Below are 16,735 nucleotides of genomic sequence, written 5' to 3'. Positions count from 1 at the left end.
CCGACACCACCCCACGCGACAGGAGCGGCAAGATCATGGGCAATTCCGACTCGGCTCGAGAGTTCGTCAACCTCGAGGTTGCGGACGGTGTGGGCACGATCCGCATCGACCGTCCCAAGATGAACGCACTCAACCTGCAGGTCCAGGAGGAGATCCGGTCCTGCGCCCAGGAGGCCACGGAGCGCGCCGACGTCAAGGCCGTGGTGGTCTACGGCGGGGAGCGGGTCTTCGCGGCGGGTGCCGACGTCAAGGAGATGGCCGACATGACCTACACGGAGATGGTCGACCGCTCTGCCGGGCTGCAGTCGGCCTTCACGGCCGTGGCCAAGATCCCGAAGCCCGTCGTGGCCGCGGTCACCGGCTTCGCGCTCGGTGGCGGCTGCGAGCTGGCGATGTGCGCCGACGTCCGCTTCGCAGCCGACAACGCCACACTGGGTCAACCGGAGATCCTGCTCGGGATCATCCCCGGTGCCGGTGGCACCCAACGCCTGACCCGGCTGGTCGGACCCAGCAAGGCCAAGGACATCATCCTCACCGGCCGTTTCGTGAAGGCCGACGAGGCGCTCGCCATCGGCCTCGTCGACCGGGTGGTGCCGGCCGACGAGGTGTACGCCGAGGCGGTGAAGTGGGCCTCCCAGTTCGCCAGCGCCGCGACGTACGCCGTTCGCGCGGCGAAGGAGTCGATCGACCGGGGCCTCGAGGTGGACCTCGAGACCGGGTTGGAGATCGAGCGGGTGCAGTTCGCTGCGCTCTTCGCCACCGAGGACCGCAGCATCGGCATGAGCTCGTTCGTCGAGGCGGGCCCGGGCAAGGCGCAGTTCAAGGGCGCCTGACCCGGCTCGCACGTGCTGGCTGCACGTCGAGGACCCGCAGCGTGACTCACCGGCGACCGGTGCGTTGTCCGTATATCGTGCCGTGACCGGTGTGCGACGAGTGGAAGGACGGCTGTGGCCGACAAGGAAGACAAGACCAAGGGCAAGTCCGGGACCAAGGCTGACAGTGACGGCTCCCGTCGGGCGCCGATCGAGATCAGCGTCGCCTCGGTGCGGACCCGCGTCGCCCAGGTGGTGTGGATCGTGTGCGTCCTGTTCGCACTCGTGCTGGCCCTGGGCGCGCTGAGCTACGCGTTGGAGGCCAACACCGACAACGGTCTCGTCGAGTTCGTGCGCGAGTGGGCCGGTCGTGTCGACCTGGGCATCTTCAGCATCGACAACGGCATCAAGCAGTTCGGCGGCGACAACGGCGAGATCAAGAACGCCCTGTTCAACTGGGGCCTGGGCGCGGTCGCCTGGCTGATCATCGGCAAGGTGCTCGACAAGGTCATCCGCCCCTGAGGCAACCGTGCGGTGACCGCCCACTGGTGTGATGCATGTCACGCTACTGGGCGGTCACTTTCATGCAGCAACTTGTTCTAGTGTGTCCGGTGCGTGTCGATCATCACTTCGGAGGGGAGTGACGGCACGCGCTGACAGCGAAAGCTGTGGAGGGATATACACATGTCTATTGCTATGCTCGGAACTGGTCTGCGCAAGGTCGCGGCGGTGGGTGCTCTGGCGCTCGCCTCGGCCGGCCTGTCCATCGCCACCACCAGCCCCGCCCAGGCCGAGAGTGCCTCGCTGAGCTACACCTGCACGGTGCCGATCCTCGGCGACAAGACCTTCACGGTGGTGGCCGACACCGACGCGCCGGCCAAGACCGTCGTGGGCCAGTCGTTCACCCCTGCCGTGGCGTCCACGGTGACGATCCCCGAGGACGTCGCCGGCCTGATCTCCGGTGTGCTCGGTGCCACCACCGTGGAGGGGACTGCTGTCGTCACGACTCTCGTCGGCGACCGGACGGAGGCCGTCGACCTGGCCGTGCCGCTCACCGAGATCCCGGCGGGCCCCCTGGCCGTCGTGGCGACCGGTGTGGGTGCGCCGGTGACGGCGACGAAGGCGGGCCAGCTCGTCCTCGCCTCGTCCGACTTCACCTCGCACCTGGTCTTCAAGAAGGCGGACGGCAGCGAGGCGCTCACGGCTGACGTGCCCTGCACCCTCGACGAGGGCCAGGACGCAACGGTCGACACCATCGCGGTCGCGAAGGCCGGCACCAGGACCAGCGCCTCGGTGAAGTACGTCAAGTCCAAGAAGCAGTTCAAGCTCACGGCCAAGGTCAAGGCGCCCGTGAAGGCGACCGGCACCGTGAAGCTCGCGGTCACCAAGAACGGGAAGAAGTTCAAGACCGTCAAGGCCAAGGTCAACAAGCGGGGCGTGGCCAAGGCCACCGTCAAGCGCGTCAAGAAGGGCAAGTACGTCATCAAGGCGACGTACTCGGGCAACAAGAACCTGAAGGCCTCCACGGACAAGGTGAAGAAGAAGGTCTGACCCGCTCCTGGGTGGATTCCGGGCCCGTCCCGCGCGAGTGCGCGGGGCGGGCCCTTTCGCGTCAGGGGCGGCGCTCGGAGCTCCGACGCTGTGACTGAACCCACCATGGACACTGTTCCGCGGGTGGGCGACCAACTAGTAACCTCACGAACAAATCCTCAGGTCACGGCCTGGGGGATGGAGCCGGTCGCGCGCAGCGGCCGCGCCGCAACCGACTGCACAGGAGGGGCCGAACCGGCCACACCACCATGAACATTGTTGTCCTCGTGAAGCATGTCCCCGACGCCACCGCCGACCGGCGGTTCGAGTCGGACAACACCGTTGACCGCGTTGGCGTCGACGGTCTTCTGTCGGAGCTCGACGAGTACGCCGTCGAGCAGGCCCTCCAGATCAAGGAGAAGGCCGAGGGCGATGTCACCGTGACCGCGCTCTCGATCGGCCCCGAGCAGGCCGTCGACGCCGTGCGCAAGGCGCTGCAGATGGGCGCCGACCAGGGTGTCCTGGTCACCGACGACGCGATCGCCGGTTCCGACGCCGTGGCCACCTCCCTGGTGCTCTCCAAGGCCATCGAGAAGATCGGCCAGGACAATGGTTCGGCCGACCTCGTGGTCACCGGCATGGCCTCGACCGACGCCGGCACCAGCCTGGTGCCCGCGATGCTCGCCGAGCGCCTCGGCCTGCCGCAGGTGACCTTCGCCTCCGTGGTGGAGACCCAGGGTGACCAGATCCGCGCCAAGCGTGACGGTGACGCCGCCACCGAAGTCATCGGAGCCACCCTGCCGGTGCTGCTCTCGGTGACCGACCAGACCGGTGAGGCCCGCTACCCGTCCTTCAAGGGCATCATGGCGGCCAAGAAGAAGCCGATGGAGACCTACTCGCTCAGCGACCTCGGCGTCGACGCCGGCCAGGTCGGCCTCGACGCCGCGTGGACCGCGGTCGAGGAGACCACGGCCCGCCCGCCGCGCACCGCCGGCGAGATCGTGACCGACGAGGACGGCTCGGGCGCCACGGCGCTGGCCGAGTTCCTTGCCTCCAAGAAGTTCATCTGAGGAGCCTGAACATGTCTGAAATCCTGGTACTCGTCGACCACGTCGACGGCAACGTCCGCAAGACCACCAACGAGCTCCTGACGATCGCTCGTCGCCTCGGCGAGCCGTCGGCCGTCTTCATCGGCTCCGGGGAGGCCCCCGTCGACGCCCTGAAGAAGTTCGGTGCCGAGAAGATCTACGCCGTCGACGACGCCGAGATCAAGGGCTACCTGGTGGCCCCCAAGGCCGAGGTGCTGGCTCAAGTCGTCGAGAAGGCTGGTGCTGACAGCATCGGCGCGATCCTGATCCCGTCCTCCGCCGAGGGCAAGGAGATCGCCGGTCGCCTGGCCATCAAGATCGAGTCCGGTGTCATCACCGACGCCGTGGACGTCACCGACGGCGGCGTCACCACGCAGTCGGTCTTCGCCGGTTCCTTCACGGTCCAGGCCAAGGTCAGCAAGGGCACGCCGATCATCACGGTCAAGCCCAACTCCGCCGCTCCGGAGGAGGTGGCCGGTGCCGGCGCCGTCGAGCAGTTCGCAGCGACGATCTCCGACGCCGCCAAGTCCGCCCAGATCGTGGCCTCGCAGCCGCGTCAGTCCACCGGTCGCCCCGAGCTCACCGAGGCCGCCATCGTGGTCTCCGGCGGTCGTGGCACCGGCGGCAACTTCGAGCCGGTCGAGAACCTCGCTGACGCGCTCGGTGCCGCGGTCGGCGCGTCGCGTGCCGCCGTCGACTCCGGCTGGAAGCCGCACACCTTCCAGGTGGGCCAGACCGGCAAGACCGTCTCGCCGCAGCTCTACGTGGCGAACGGCATCTCCGGTGCCATCCAGCACCGGGCCGGCATGCAGACCTCGAAGACCATCGTGGCCGTCAACAAGGATGAAGAGGCCCCGATCTTCGAGCTGGTCGACTTCGGTGTCGTGGGTGACCTGCACACGGTCCTCCCAGCGCTGACCGAGGAGATCAACAAGCGCAAGTGATCGGACCCTCGCCGAGTCGGCACGAGTTGACGCCCCCTGTGGTCAACACGTGCCGACTCGGCGCATTTCCGACACGTCTGGCGGCGGGTCGGCGCGGTTGGCGGTGACTGAGACAGGGCCGCCGCCCCCTGCCCGCGCGACTAGGCTTGAGGGATGAGCATCGAGCAGGACGTCCGCGACGCAGCGCTGAGGGCCAGGGAGGCCAGCCACGACCTCGCGGTCGCGACCCGGGCCACCAAGGACTCCGTCCTGCTGGCCATGGCGGCCGCCCTCGAGGCGGAGCAGGAGTCGATCCTCGCTGCCAACGCCGAGGACGTGGACCGGGCAGAAGCCTCGGGCACACCCGCCAACATCATCGACCGACTGCGTCTCGATGCGGAGCGGATCACCGCGATGGCTGACGGACTGCGACAGGTTGCCGCCCTGCCCGACCCCGTGGGCGAGGTGCTGCGCGGTGGGGTGCTCGCCAACGGCTTGGAGCTGCGCCAGGTGCGGGTCCCGTTCGGTGTCGTCGGCATCATCTACGAGGCACGGCCCAACGTGACCGCGGATGCCGCCGGCATCTGCCTCAAGTCCGGCAACGCGTCCTTGCTCAAGGGCTCCAGCAGTGCGCTCTCGTCGAACGCACGCATCGTCGAGGTCCTGCGGACGGCGATCGAGCAGCAGGGCGTCGGCCCCGACGTGCTCCAGCTCGTGCCGGGCGAGGGCCACGAGGGTGCCAAGGCGCTGATGCGGGCCCGCGGACTGGTCGACGTACTCATCCCGCGAGGCGGGGCTGGGCTGATCCGCAGCGTGGTCGAGGAGTCGACCGTGCCGGTGATCGAGACCGGCGTCGGCAACTGCCACGTCTACGTCGACAGGGCGGCCGACCTGGAGAAGGCGGTGGCGATCGTGATTAACTCCAAGACCCACCGCACCAGTGTCTGCAACGCAGCGGAGTCCCTGCTGGTGCACGAGGACATCGCCGACGAGTTCCTGCCCACGATCATCGACGCCCTCCAGGACAAGGGTGTCACGCTGCACGGTGACGAACGCTTCTGCGAGTACGACGGGGTGGAGCAGGCCTCCGCGGAGGACTACGCCGACGAGTACCTCAGCCTCGACATCGCGGCGGCCGTCGTCCCCGACATCGAAGCGGCGATCCGGCACATCCGCGCCAACAGCAGCCAGCACACCGACGCGATCGTCACCGAGGACCAGCAGGCCGCCCGCCGCTTCGTGGCGGCCGTCGACTCGGCCGCCGTGCTGGTCAACGCCTCCACGCGCTTCACCGACGGTGGCGAGTTCGGCTTCGGGGCGGAGATCGGGATCAGCACCCAGAAGCTGCACGCGCGCGGCCCGATGGGGCTGCCGGAGATGACCAGCACGAAGTACGTCGTGACAGGGGACGGTCACATCCGCTGACCACCCCCTGTAGCGTCAGCACCATGCTTGGGGGGTCGGGGGAGTGAAGGCGTTCTTCGGCACGCTCGGATTCAGCATCCTCTCCGCGGTCGTGCCGGTCTTCAACGTCGAGGTCTACCTCGTGGCGTTGGCCACCCAGATCCCGAGGTCCGCCGCGTTGCCGGTGGCGATCGCGGCCGGCGCGGGCCAGGCGCTCGGCAAGGTCCTCTGGTACCACGGCACCGCGAAGTCGATGGAGCTCCCGTGGATGAAGCGCCGCATGGAGTCCGAGAAGTGGAAGCGCAGCTTCGCGAAGTGGCAGAACCGCATCGAGGAGCGGCCGCGGTTGGCGGCGGCCTTCATGTTCTCCTCCTCGTTGGTCGGATTCCCGCCCCTGCTGGTGATGGGTGCCATCGCCGGTGCGCTCCGCTTCCGCATGTCGATGTACGTCGCGACGATCTTCGTCGGCCGCACCCTGCAGTCGTGGGCGATCCTGGCGGGGCTGACGCACTTGTTCCACTGAGCCTCACGATAGGATCGCGCCCATGTCGTTGACCTCTTTGATCCTCGCCGCCTCCGAGACCTCCAGCGAGCCTGCCGTCAATCCCTACGTGGTCGGGGTGATCACCCTGGCGATCCTGCTGGTGTCACTGCTCATCGTGATGGCCATCGGTGGCGGGCGCGAGCACAGCTGACCATGGGAGAGCGCCGTCGCGTGGGGGTCATGGGTGGCACCTTCGACCCGATCCACCACGGACACCTCGTCGCAGCAAGCGAGGTGCAGGCGTGGTTCGACCTCGACGAGGTCATCTTCGTGCCGACGGGTGATCCGTGGCAGAAGTCCGACCGGCAGGTCTCGCCGGCCGAGCACCGCTACCTCATGACGGTGATCGCCACGGCGGCCAACCCGTTGTTCACCGTGTCCCGGGTCGACATCGACCGTGACGGGCCGACGTACACCATCGACACGCTGCGCGAGCTCGGCGCGTTGATGCCTGACGCCGACCTCTACTTCATCACCGGCGCCGACGCGTTGGCCAACATCTTCACCTGGCGCGACGTCGACGAGCTGTTCTCGCTGGCCCGGTTCGTGGGGTGCACCCGTCCGGGCTACGAGATGGAGATGAAGAGCCTCGAGGGGATCCCCGAGGACCGGGTCACCCTGGTCGAGATCCCCGCGCTGGCGATCTCGTCGACCGACTGCCGCAACCGCAAGGAACGAGGCGAGCCGGTCTGGTACCTCGTCCCCGACGGTGTGGTGCAATACATCGCCAAGCACAACCTCTATCCGTCTGGAGCAGCTTCTTGACCGCCACCGAGCACGCAGTTGAGCTCGTCCACGCGGCGGCCCGTGCCGCCTCCGACAAGCTGGCCCAGCGCATCATCGCGTTCGACGTCTCCGAGCAGCTGGCCATCACCGACGCCTTCCTCCTCGCCTCGGCTCCCAACGACCGCCAGGTCAAGTCGATCGTCGACGAGATCGAGGACAAGCTGCGCGCGATCGACGCCAAGCCGATCCGCCGTGAGGGCCACCGTGACGGTCGTTGGGTGCTGATCGACTACGGCGAGATCGTGGTGCACGTGCAGCACGAGGAGGAACGTGAGTTCTACGCCCTCGAGCGACTCTGGCGCGACTGCCCCGAGATCGGGCTCCCGGACGACGTCGTCTCGCACGAGCCGTGAGTCGGCGCCTGGTCCTGCTCCGGCACGGGCAGACCGACTGGAACGCGATCGGGCGTGGCCAGGGGCATGCCGATGTCGAGATCAACGACCTCGGGCACGACCAGGCCGCGGCAGTGGGGCCGGTCATCGCGGCGTACGCCCCGAGCATGCTGTGGTCCTCGGACCTGGCCCGCGCCCGCCAGACGGCGACGTACGTCGGCAAGGAGTGCGGTCTCGAGCCGCAGCTGGACGCGCGCTTCCGGGAGTTCGACCTCGGGGAGCGCACCGGCCTGACCATGGCGGAGTACGCCGAGCAGTTCCCGGCCGAGTACGCCGACTTCCGCGCCGGGCACTTCACGGCCGTCCCCGGCGGCGAGACCTCGACCGAGGTGGCCCTGAGGTTCCGTGCGGGCCTGGATGACGTCGTGGGAGCCCTGGCGGCGGGGGAGACCGGGGTCGTGGTCTCCCACGGAGCCGCGCTGAAGGTGGCCACCATCTCGTTGCTGGGCTGGCCGGCCGACCACGCCTCGGGGTTCCAGGGCCTGGACAACTGTGGCTGGGTGGTGCTCGACGAGCTCGTCGAGGGCGGGCGATTCCGGTTGGCTGCCTGGAACCTCACGGCCACTGCCACCCCTGCCACCCCCGATTTCGCATCTGGGCCCAGGACTGGTTAAACTTCCCGACGTTGTTCGCCGCAAGGCAGCAATGATGGGGCTGTGGCGCAGCTGGTAGCGCACCTGCATGGCATGCAGGGGGTCAGGGGTTCGAGTCCCCTCAGCTCCACAACACGAGGAAGCCCGGGCCGCTGGCCCGGGCTTCCTCGCATTTCCGGGTCCGGGGTGGACGCTGCGGACCTGCGTCGACGTCTTTGTGTGATACTCCCGGTCACACCCACCCGAGCGGTCACACCCACCCGAGGAGAGCCTGATGGTCCTGTCCCACCTCGTCCACGACCGTGCCGGTAGTGGTGAGCCCGTCGTGCTCATCCACGGGATCGGTCACCGCCGTGCGGCCTGGGCGCCGATCTTCGACAGGCTCGCCGCGAAGTACGACGTGATCGCGGTCGACCTGGCCGGCTTCGGCGAGTCGGCGCCGTACCGCAAGGACCAGCCCTACGACATGGACAACGCCTGCCGGGACCTGGCCGCCAACTTCGAGGAGTGGGGCGTCCACCGCCCCCATGTCGTCGGCAACTCGCTCGGTGGCGCGATCGCGCTCGAGCTGGCTGCGCGCGACCTCGTCTCCTCCGCCACCGCCCTGAGCCCGGCGGGCTTCTTCGGCCGGTTGTCCAGGTTCCGCGCGCTGGTTCCGCTGTGCCTCATGTGGGCGGGAAGCCATGCCCCGGACGCGGTCCTGCGCGCCGTCTCGGCCTCGTCCGCGGGCCGTCGGGTGATCGGCTTCCCGCTCTACGTGCACCCCGAGAGGGCCACGGCGGAGGCGACGTACGGCGACTGCCTGGCGATGAAGCGCGGTTCTGCCTTCCTGCCCACCCTCCAGGCCGGCGTCACCTATGTCTTCGACTCGCGGGTGGACGTGCCGACGACGGTCGCCTGGGGAACCGCTGACCGCTTGCTGCCCTACGCCCAGTCCCGCACCGCGAAGCTGAGGCTGCCCGGGGCTCGGCATGTTCCGTTGGCCGGCTGCGGCCACGTGCCGATGATCGACGACCCGGACACCATCATCGACCTGGTCGACGAGACGATCGGGCGCGAGTCCGGCGCAACAGACGTGGCCTGACGGCCCTCGGGATCAGTCCCGAGCGCTGACCAGTCGCCGGAACTCGGGTGTCACCTGGATCTCCGAGGAGGCGACGACAACTCGGTCGATGCCGGTGCCGGCCGCGCCGCCGGCGTCGAGGTCGGGCAGCGCGTCGCCGACGGATGGCAGCTGGTGCGCCGCGGAGGCGGCGATCTCGTGGCGGAGCAGGCCCTCGACGGCGTCGATGACCGTGCTGGCCCCGTGGTCGTCGATCGCCGCGGTGAACTCGACGCCCAGTCGCGCGGTCACCCCGTCGCTCGTGTTTGCCTGGGCCACGGCCCACAGGTGCTTGCGCGGGGGCGACGTCTCACGCCCCGGGGCGCACCGACGGCGTACGACGGTCGGCAGGGCAAGTGCGATCGCGGCCAGGGCGGCAAGACCTAGGACCAGCTCGATCACGAGTGCCTCCTTCGGAGTTGGCGCGGTCGCCCCGCTCGGGGTGAGCGGGGCGCCGCTGGCTCCAGTCTCGGCGACCGTGCGTGCGGAGCCCATGGGGTCCGGCACCCAAAGCGGGGTGCGGCGGGCAACCCGCGTCGCGCGGGGCACGTTGATGCGACGATGGCCGCATGCTCAGTGCGCACGGGTTCTCCCTCTCCTCCCGGGTGATCGCCATCAACGGTCTGCTGTTCGCCCTCGGGACGGCACTGCTGGCCTTCTCCCCAGCCACGGTCTCGAGCCGACCGTTGTGGTCGGAGGTGATCGTCCTGGTCGTCGGGCTGGCGGTGATGATCGTGGCCAACGGTGTCCTGGTGGGTGGCACGCTCAGGCCGCTGGACCGCCTGGTCACCCAGCTGGACCGGGTGCGCTCCACGGAGCCGGTCGAACGACTCCCGGTGCCTCGCTCCGGCCTGGGCCATGACCTCGCCGAGTCCGTGAACGACCTGTTCGCACGGATCGACACCGCGCGGCGGGACAGCAGCCTGGCCGCCCTCGCCGCCCAGGAGGCCGAGCGGGCCCGCATCGCCCAGGAGCTGCACGACGGCGTGGGACAGTCGCTGACCGCCGTCCTCCTCGAGCTCGGGGCGATCGTCGAGCAGGCCGACCCGGACACCGCAGCCGCCCTGACCGGGGTCCGCGAGACGACCCGGGCCAGTCTCGACGAGGTGCGCGGGGTGGCCCGGCAGCTGCGGCCACACGTCCTCGAGGACCTCGGCCTGCGCAGCGCCCTGGTTGCCCTGACCACGGAACTGTTCAGTCACGGGGAGACCCACGTCCGGCGCGGGATCATGCCCGGCCTGCCCGCGCTCGACGATCCCGTGGAGCTCGTCGTGTTCCGGGTGGCGCAGGAGGCGCTGACCAACGTCGCCCGGCACGCCCGGGCCCGGACCGTCGAGCTGACGCTGAACCAGGTGGGCACAGACGTGGTGCTCACCGTGAGGGATGACGGGATCGGGATCGCACCCGGGGCCGTCGGGACCGGCGTACGCGGGATGCGCGAGCGAGCGACGCTGGTCGACGGCCAGGTGGAGATCGGGCGCCGCGACGGTGGCGGGACCCAGGTGCGACTGGTGGTGCCGGCATGAGCGAGACCGCGCGGATCCTGCTCGCCGACGACCACGCGCTGGTACGCCGCGGGGTGCGGATGATCCTCGACCAGCATCCCGACTTCACCGTGGTGGCCGAGGTGGGGGACGGTGCGGAGGCCGTGGCGGCGCTTCGGGACACAGCGGTGGACCTGGCCATCCTCGACGTGGCGATGCCGCGGCTGACCGGTCTGCAGGCGGCCCGGGAGATCTCCCGGCGCCCCGACGCGCCCACGATCCTGATGCTCTCCATGCACGACAACGAGCAGTACTTCTTCGAGTCGCTGCGGGTCGGCGCGTCGGGCTACGTCCTCAAGTCCGTGGCCGACCGCGACCTGGTCGATGCCTGTCGTGCTGCCCTGCGCGGTGAGTCGTTCCTCTATCCGGGGGCCGAGTCGGCGCTGGTGCGCGACTACCTCGAACGGATCCGTCGCGGCGAGCGACTGCCCGCCGCCGTGCTGACCCCGCGTGAGGACGAGGTGGTGAAGCTGATCGCCGAGGGGAATTCGTCGCGCGAGATCGCCCGGGAGCTGACGATCAGCGTCAGGACGGTCGAGCGCCACCGAGAGAACATCCTCGGCAAGCTCGGCATGCGTGACCGGACCGAGCTGACCCGCTATGCGATCCGGGTCGGCCTGATCGAGCCCTGAGCGGCGCAACGAGTGCCTGTTCGGCCGTCAAGAACTGCCCGTTCGCGCAGCAAGGATTGCCCGTTCGCGCAGCAAGAACTGCCCGTTCGCGCGGGTCAGGCGATGGTGAGGCCACCGTCGACGGGCAGGGTCTGTCCGGTGATGTAGCCGGCTGCGTCGGAGGCCAGGAACACTGCGGTGGCGGCGAGCTCGCGCGGGTCACCCTTGCGACCGGACGGGATCCGGCCCTGCTGCTGCTCGAGGTAGCCGGGCGGGTACTGCGACGTCATCTCCGAGAGGAAGAAGCCCGGGGCGATCGCGTTGACCCGGATGCCCTTGCGGCCGGTCCACTGCTGGGCCAGGTCGCGGGTCAGCCCGATCAGGCCGGCCTTGCTGGCGGCGTACGCAGCCTGGGGGAGTCCCGCGGTGGTGAGCCCCAGGACCGAGCTGATGTTGATGATCGCGCTGCCCGGCTGCATGACCCGGCCACAGGCCTGGGCCATCCAGTAGCAACCGTTGAGGTTCACGTCGATGACGCCGGTGAACTGCTCGACGCTCTCCTGGGTGGCGGGGACTGCGGTGCCGATGCCGGCGTTGTTGACCAGGATGTCGACCCGTCCGAACTCAGCCATCGCGGCGTCGACCAAGGCCTGGCACTGGGCCTGGTCGGCGACGTCGGTCGCCACCGTGAGCGGCTGTCGCCCGGCGGCGCGGACCAGGTCAGCGGTCTCCTGGAGGCGGTCCACCCGGCGCGCGCCGAGCACGACGTCGGCGCCGGCCTCGGCCAGGCCCTGCGCGAACGCGACACCGAGACCGCTGGAGGCACCGGTGACGATGGCGACCTTGTCGTCGAGGCGAAACATGTCTGTGAGAGGCATGGCGGCCACTATGCCGCATCGCCCGACCGGGACCTCAGGCGATCAGGACTCCACCCGACCGGGGCCCCGGGGCGATCACGGTCGCCACACGATCGGGTTCCCGCGGTAGGCGCCGGAGTCGTAGTGCACCTCGGAGATCGACGTGCCGTCGTCCGTCAACGCGACCGCGACGCACATGGTGCCGGTCTCGCCGGCCTTCTCGACGGGCAGCTCGTCGTCGCAGCCGTCCGCGATGCCGAACACGGTCTGGTTGCCGTTCTCGTCGAGGCCGGACCAGTCGATCAGTGCCAGGGCGAGGGCGTCCTCGAGGTCGTCGATGGCGCGCACCTCGATCGTGATCAGCGCGGTCTCGCCGAAGCCCTGCCCGGAGCCGGCCATCTTCACGCCCTTCACGGTGTACTCGACCTGCGCCTTGGGGTTGCCCGAGGCGTAGACCTCGACCACTGCGGGATCGCCGTACGACAGGACGGTCCCGGGTGCGGTGGCCCCGGCGCCGGCCGCGGGCGGCGGCGGTCGGGTCACGCTCGGTGGCGCAGGGTCCGGGGCGACCGGAGCTGCCGTGGCCTCGCTGCTGGGACTGCCGGAGGGGGTTGCGGGCTCGCCCACGGTGCCACCGGAGGCGCTGCTGGTCCCTTCACAGCCGGTGAGCGTGAGGGCCGCGAACGCAGCCACGACGGGAAGCAGGAGACGAAGGCGCACGGCTGACCTCGGTTCGGACGCGATGAGTGGGGAGCGAGCTCTTCCTGCCCGGCCTCGGCCCTCGCGAAACCCCGGGCGGAAATCCGTTGCTCCTGCGGTATCATGGCGGTATGCCTCAGCGGTTCCTTCTTCGCCAGCCGCGCTGATCGATCATCGATCAACGCGGCCACCCTCCTGCCCGGAGGGTTTTTTTGTGCGCTGAACAGTGTCCTGGACAGCTCGCTGACCAGGGCGACGGGATGGCAGGAACCGCGGCAGTCGCGGAAGACACGAGGAGACGCAGATGAGTGAGCAGGCCGGGAACGAGCGGGAGACGTACGACGTCGAGGCCGTCCAGGACAAGTGGCAGCGGGTCTGGGAGGACATCGCGCCCTTCAAGGCGGACGACGACTCCGAGCGCGAGAAGCGCTACGCGCTCACGATGTTCCCCTACCCCTCCGGCGACCTGCACATGGGCCACGCCGAGGTCACCGCACTGCATGACGTGATCGCGCGCTACTGGTGGCAGAAGGGCTACGAGGTCCTGAACCCGATGGGGTGGGACTCCTTCGGCCTGCCCGCCGAGAACGCCGCGATCCGCAACGACGCACACCCTGCCGACTACACCTACGGCAACATCGCCACCCAGCTGGAGTCCTTCCAGAAGTACGGCGTGAGCTTCGACTGGTCACGTCGCTTCAACACCTCCGACCCGACGTACTACCGATGGACCCAGTGGCTGTTCCTGAAGTTCCACGAGAAGGGCCTGGCCTACCGCAAGAACAGCCCGGTGAACTGGTGCCCCAACGACCAGACCGTGCTGGCCAACGAGCAGGTGCTGGCCGACGGTTCGTGCGAGCGGTGCGGCGCCGAGGTCACCAAGCGCGAGCTGACCCAGTGGTACTTCCGCACCACGGCCTACGCCCAGGAGCTGCTGGACTGTCTGGACGACCTGCAACCGACCTGGTCGGACAAGGTGGTCAACGCCCAGCGCAACTGGATCGGTCGCTCCGAGGGCGCCCACGTCGACTTCGTGGTGGCCGACGCTCCCGGGGCCCGTGCTGAGGAGCCGGGGGACGAGGCGTCTCGAAGCATCACCGTCTACACGACCCGACCGGACACCATCTTCGGGACGACGTTCATGGTCGTCGCCGTCGACGCCGCGCTGGCCGACGAGCTGGTCACCGATGAGCAGCGGCCGGCCTTCGAGGCCTACCGCGACGAGATCCGCAAGGCCTCCGAGATCGAGCGGATGGCGACCGACCGCCCCAAGACCGGTGTCGACCTGGGCGTCACTGCTCGCAACCCGGTGACCGGGGAGCAGATCCCGATCTGGGCCACCGACTACGTCCTGGCCGACTACGGCACCGGCGCGGTGATGGGGGTGCCCGGCGGTGACCAGCGCGACTGGGAGTTCGCCACGCAGATGGGCCTGCCGATCGTGCGGACCACGGAGCCACCGGCCGACTTCGAGGGCGAGGCCTACAGCGGCGAGGGACGCACGATCAACTCGCCGGCCGAGGGCGCTGACGCGCCGTTGGACATCAACGGCCTGGCCGTCGAAGAGGCCAAGAGCGCCACGATCGCGTTCCTGGCCGAGCAGGGCACGGGTGAGGCCACGGTCAACTTCCGGCTGCGTGACTGGCTGCTGTCGCGGCAGCGCTACTGGGGTGCCCCGATCCCGATCATCCACTGCCCGGTCGACGGAGAGGTCCCGGTTCCCGAGGACCAGCTGCCCGTCGAGCTGCCCGAGCTGCGTGGCGCCGACCTGAAGCCCAAGGGCACCTCGCCGCTGGGGGCGGCGAGCGAGTGGGTCAACGTCTCCTGCCCGACCTGTGGTGGCCCGGCCACGCGCGACACCGACACCATGGACACCTTCGTGGACTCGTCCTGGTACTTCTTCCGCTACGTCTCCCCGCACGACGAGACGCAGGCCTTCGACTCCGAGCTGGCCAACGCCTGGGGACCGATCGACCTGTACGTCGGCGGCGACGAGCACGCCGTGCTGCACCTGTTGTACGCGCGCTTCTTCACCAAGGCGCTGCGTGACATGGGCCTGGTCACCTGGGACGAGCCGTTCTCGGCGTACCTGTCCCAGGGCAAGGTGGTCAACAACGGTCGCAAGATGAGCAAGTCGCTGGGCAACGGCGTCAGTCTGGGGGAGCAACTTGCGGAGTTCGGTGTGGATGCCGTCCGGCTGACCCTGGTCTTCGCCAGCCCGCCGGAGGACAACATCGACTGGGCGGATGTCTCGCCCGGTGGCTCGGTGCGCTTCCTGCAGCGCGCCTGGCGGTTGAGTGGTGACGTGACCAGTGCTCCGGGGGTCGACCCGTCGGCCGGTGACGTCGCCCTGCGCAAGGCCACCCACAAGACGTTGCACGAGGCCGAGGGCCTGGTCGAGAACCACCGCTTCAACGTGGTCGTGGCCCGCACGATGGAGCTGGTCAACGCGACCCGCAAGGCGATCGACTCCGGCTGCGGCCCCGAGGACCCGGCCGTGCGCGAGGCGGTCGAGGCCGTGGCGATCCTGCTGTCGTTGGTGGCGCCCTACACCGCCGAGGAGATGTGGGAGCGGCTGGGTCACCAGCCCACCGTCGCCCGGGCCGGTTGGCCGACCGTCGACGAGGCGCTGCTGGTCGAGGACTCCGTCGTGGCCGTCGTGCAGGTCCAGGGCAAGGTGAGGGCTCGTCTCGAGGTCTCGCCCGACGTCAGCGCGGCTGACCTGGAGGCCGCCGCGATGGCGGACCCGGCCGTGGTGAAGGCCCTGGACGGCAGGACCGTGCGCAAGGTCATCGTGCGTGAGCCGAAGCTCGTCAACATCGTCGCCAGCTGACGGTGGTCGAGGAGCGAGGCACGAGCGTCTCGAAACCACCACGGCGTGCCGGCGACCTACCGATAGTCTTGCTCCATGCCTGATCGCCGGATCGCCGTCGTCACGGACTCCACGTCGTCGTTGACCGCCGAGGAGGCCGCTGAGCACGGCATCGTCGTGATCCCGCTGCAGGTGATCATCGGCGCCACGTCGTACGACGAGGGAGTCGGCGGGGCCAGCCCGCAGATGGTTGCGGAGGCGTTGAAGAACTTCACGCCGGTCTCGACCTCGAAGCCGACGCCGACCGGGATGCTCGAGGCCTACCAGCGTCTGGTCGACGAGGGGTACGACGAGATCGTCGCGGTGCACATCTCCGGAGAGATGAGTGGCACGTTCGACTCGGCCCGGGTGGCGGCCCGCGACGCGCCGGTCCCGGTGCACGTCGTCGACACCCGTCAGGTCGGTCCGGCCGTCGGGTACGCCGCCATCGCGGCGGCTGAGGCGATCGCCGCGGGTGCCAGTGGCGAGGACGCGGTGGAGCTGGCCAGGTCGTGGGCCGAGGCCTCGACCACGCTGTTCTACGTCGACACGTTGGAGTACCTGCGCCGGGGCGGACGCGTCGGCAGCGCCGCCGCGTTCATCGGCGGTGCCCTGGCGGTCAAGCCGTTGCTGCGCATCGAGGACGGGAGCATCGTCTCGTTCGAGAAGGTGCGCACCGCCGGCAAGGCCCTGGGTCGTCTGGAGGACAAGGCGGTCGAGGCAGCCGGGGACCGCCGGGTCCACGTGGTGGTGGCCCACCTGTCCAGCCCGGACCGGGCCCACCAGCTGGCGTCGAAGATCTCGGCCCGGGTCGATCTCGCGGCTCCGATCAGGAACGCCGAGCTCGGCGCGGTGCTCGGGGCACATGTGGGTCCAGGCATGGTGGCGGTCTGCGTCTCACCGGCCGACCGCGCCGACCTCTGAGCCCGGCCCGGTGGTCCGTGCACCTTCGTGCACGCTCTTCAGGCGGTCATCCACAGGCTCCGGGCCGAGGGCTTT

Annotated in this window: 19 protein-coding genes and 1 tRNA gene; 17 read left to right on the top strand and 3 right to left on the bottom strand. The window is 69.3% G+C overall.

The genetic code is table 11. From position 1 onward, the window contains the following. Positions 1–35: 35 nt before the first annotated feature. The 13 genes from ncot_RS12835 (at position 36) to ncot_RS12775 (ending at position 9,156) form a co-directional block, all read left to right on the top strand. Positions 36–833, top strand: coding sequence for an enoyl-CoA hydratase-related protein (locus ncot_RS12835; protein WP_168617963.1), 798 nt, complete (start codon positions 36–38; stop codon positions 831–833). Between the two features lie 114 nt (positions 834–947). Then, positions 948–1,334 (top strand): hypothetical protein, encoded by a 387-nt coding sequence (locus ncot_RS12830; RefSeq protein WP_240937896.1) that lies wholly within the window; start codon positions 948–950, stop codon positions 1,332–1,334. A gap of 162 nt (positions 1,335–1,496) precedes the next feature. Beyond that, on the top strand, positions 1,497–2,363 hold the full coding sequence (locus ncot_RS12825) for a DUF6801 domain-containing protein (protein WP_168617962.1): 867 nt from the start codon (positions 1,497–1,499) through the stop codon (positions 2,361–2,363). A gap of 248 nt (positions 2,364–2,611) precedes the next feature. Next, positions 2,612–3,412, top strand: coding sequence for an electron transfer flavoprotein subunit beta/FixA family protein (locus ncot_RS12820; RefSeq protein ID WP_168617961.1), 801 nt, complete (start codon positions 2,612–2,614; stop codon positions 3,410–3,412). A gap of 11 nt (positions 3,413–3,423) precedes the next feature. After that, positions 3,424–4,374: an electron transfer flavoprotein subunit alpha/FixB family protein gene (locus ncot_RS12815; RefSeq protein WP_168617960.1), complete on the top strand. Its 951-nt coding sequence runs from the start codon at positions 3,424–3,426 to the stop codon at positions 4,372–4,374. 153 nt (positions 4,375–4,527) lie between these two features. Beyond that, a complete protein-coding gene (locus ncot_RS12810) occupies positions 4,528–5,778 on the top strand; it encodes a glutamate-5-semialdehyde dehydrogenase (protein WP_168617959.1) in 1,251 nt (416 codons plus the stop codon). A gap of 43 nt (positions 5,779–5,821) precedes the next feature. Continuing rightward, positions 5,822–6,280 carry a hypothetical protein gene (locus tag ncot_RS12805; protein ID WP_168617958.1) on the top strand — a complete coding sequence of 153 codons (459 nt, stop codon included), beginning with the start codon at positions 5,822–5,824 and terminating at the stop codon, positions 6,278–6,280. A 22-nt stretch (positions 6,281–6,302) separates the two neighbouring features. Continuing rightward, positions 6,303–6,452 carry a hypothetical protein gene (locus ncot_RS12800; RefSeq protein WP_168615749.1) on the top strand — a complete coding sequence of 50 codons (150 nt, stop codon included), beginning with the start codon at positions 6,303–6,305 and terminating at the stop codon, positions 6,450–6,452. Between the two features lie 2 nt (positions 6,453–6,454). Further along, complete coding sequence (gene nadD / locus ncot_RS12795; RefSeq protein ID WP_168617957.1) at positions 6,455–7,066, top strand: nicotinate-nucleotide adenylyltransferase; 612 nt, start codon at positions 6,455–6,457, stop codon at positions 7,064–7,066. After that, positions 7,063–7,440, top strand: a complete 378-nt coding sequence (gene rsfS, locus ncot_RS12790) for a ribosome silencing factor (protein WP_168617956.1) — start codon at positions 7,063–7,065, stop codon at positions 7,438–7,440. Before nadD ends, rsfS begins: the two co-directional genes overlap by 4 nt. Then, a complete protein-coding gene (locus ncot_RS12785; protein WP_168617955.1) occupies positions 7,437–8,093 on the top strand; it encodes a histidine phosphatase family protein in 657 nt (218 codons plus the stop codon). Before rsfS ends, ncot_RS12785 begins: the two co-directional genes overlap by 4 nt. A 36-nt stretch (positions 8,094–8,129) precedes the next feature. Beyond that, positions 8,130–8,202: transfer RNA gene (locus ncot_RS12780), tRNA-Ala, on the top strand. Between the two features lie 144 nt (positions 8,203–8,346). Then, entirely contained in the window at positions 8,347–9,156 is an 810-nt protein-coding gene (locus ncot_RS12775; protein ID WP_168617954.1) for an alpha/beta fold hydrolase, read from the top strand. Positions 9,157–9,168: 12 nt separating this feature from the next. On the opposite strand, the gene ncot_RS12770 is transcribed toward ncot_RS12775, so the two are convergent. Continuing rightward, complete coding sequence (locus ncot_RS12770) at positions 9,169–9,576, bottom strand: hypothetical protein (RefSeq protein ID WP_168617953.1); 408 nt, start codon at positions 9,574–9,576, stop codon at positions 9,169–9,171. Positions 9,577–9,743: 167 nt separating this feature from the next. On the opposite strand from ncot_RS12770, the gene ncot_RS12765 reads away from it, so the two are divergent. Next, a complete protein-coding gene (locus tag ncot_RS12765) occupies positions 9,744–10,700 on the top strand; it encodes a sensor histidine kinase (protein WP_168617952.1) in 957 nt (318 codons plus the stop codon). Beyond that, positions 10,697–11,350: a response regulator transcription factor gene (locus ncot_RS12760; protein WP_168617951.1), complete on the top strand. Its 654-nt coding sequence runs from the start codon at positions 10,697–10,699 to the stop codon at positions 11,348–11,350. The genes ncot_RS12765 and ncot_RS12760 overlap by 4 nt, the downstream gene beginning before the upstream one ends. Positions 11,351–11,445: 95 nt before the next feature. On the opposite strand, the gene ncot_RS12755 is transcribed toward ncot_RS12760, so the two are convergent. Together ncot_RS12755 and ncot_RS12750 are read right to left on the bottom strand one after the other, a co-directional pair. Beyond that, positions 11,446–12,207, bottom strand: a complete 762-nt coding sequence (locus ncot_RS12755) for a 3-oxoacyl-ACP reductase family protein (protein ID WP_168617950.1) — start codon at positions 12,205–12,207, stop codon at positions 11,446–11,448. A gap of 75 nt (positions 12,208–12,282) precedes the next feature. After that, a complete protein-coding gene (locus ncot_RS12750) occupies positions 12,283–12,906 on the bottom strand; it encodes a hypothetical protein (protein ID WP_168617949.1) in 624 nt (207 codons plus the stop codon). A gap of 283 nt (positions 12,907–13,189) precedes the next feature. Here ncot_RS12750 and leuS point away from each other — a divergent pair, with 283 nt between their 5' ends. Next, entirely contained in the window at positions 13,190–15,718 is a 2,529-nt protein-coding gene (leuS, locus tag ncot_RS12745; protein WP_168617948.1) for a leucine--tRNA ligase, read from the top strand. Positions 15,719–15,793: 75 nt separating this feature from the next. Beyond that, entirely contained in the window at positions 15,794–16,660 is an 867-nt protein-coding gene (locus ncot_RS12740; RefSeq protein WP_168617947.1) for a DegV family protein, read from the top strand. Positions 16,661–16,735 lie beyond the last annotated feature (75 nt).

Source organism: Nocardioides sp. JQ2195, assembly GCF_012272695.1.
Taxonomy (GTDB): Bacteria; Actinomycetota; Actinomycetes; order Propionibacteriales; family Nocardioidaceae; genus Nocardioides.
The sequence above is the reverse complement of the archived record's forward strand: the minus strand, read 5'-3'. Positions and strand labels throughout refer to the sequence as shown.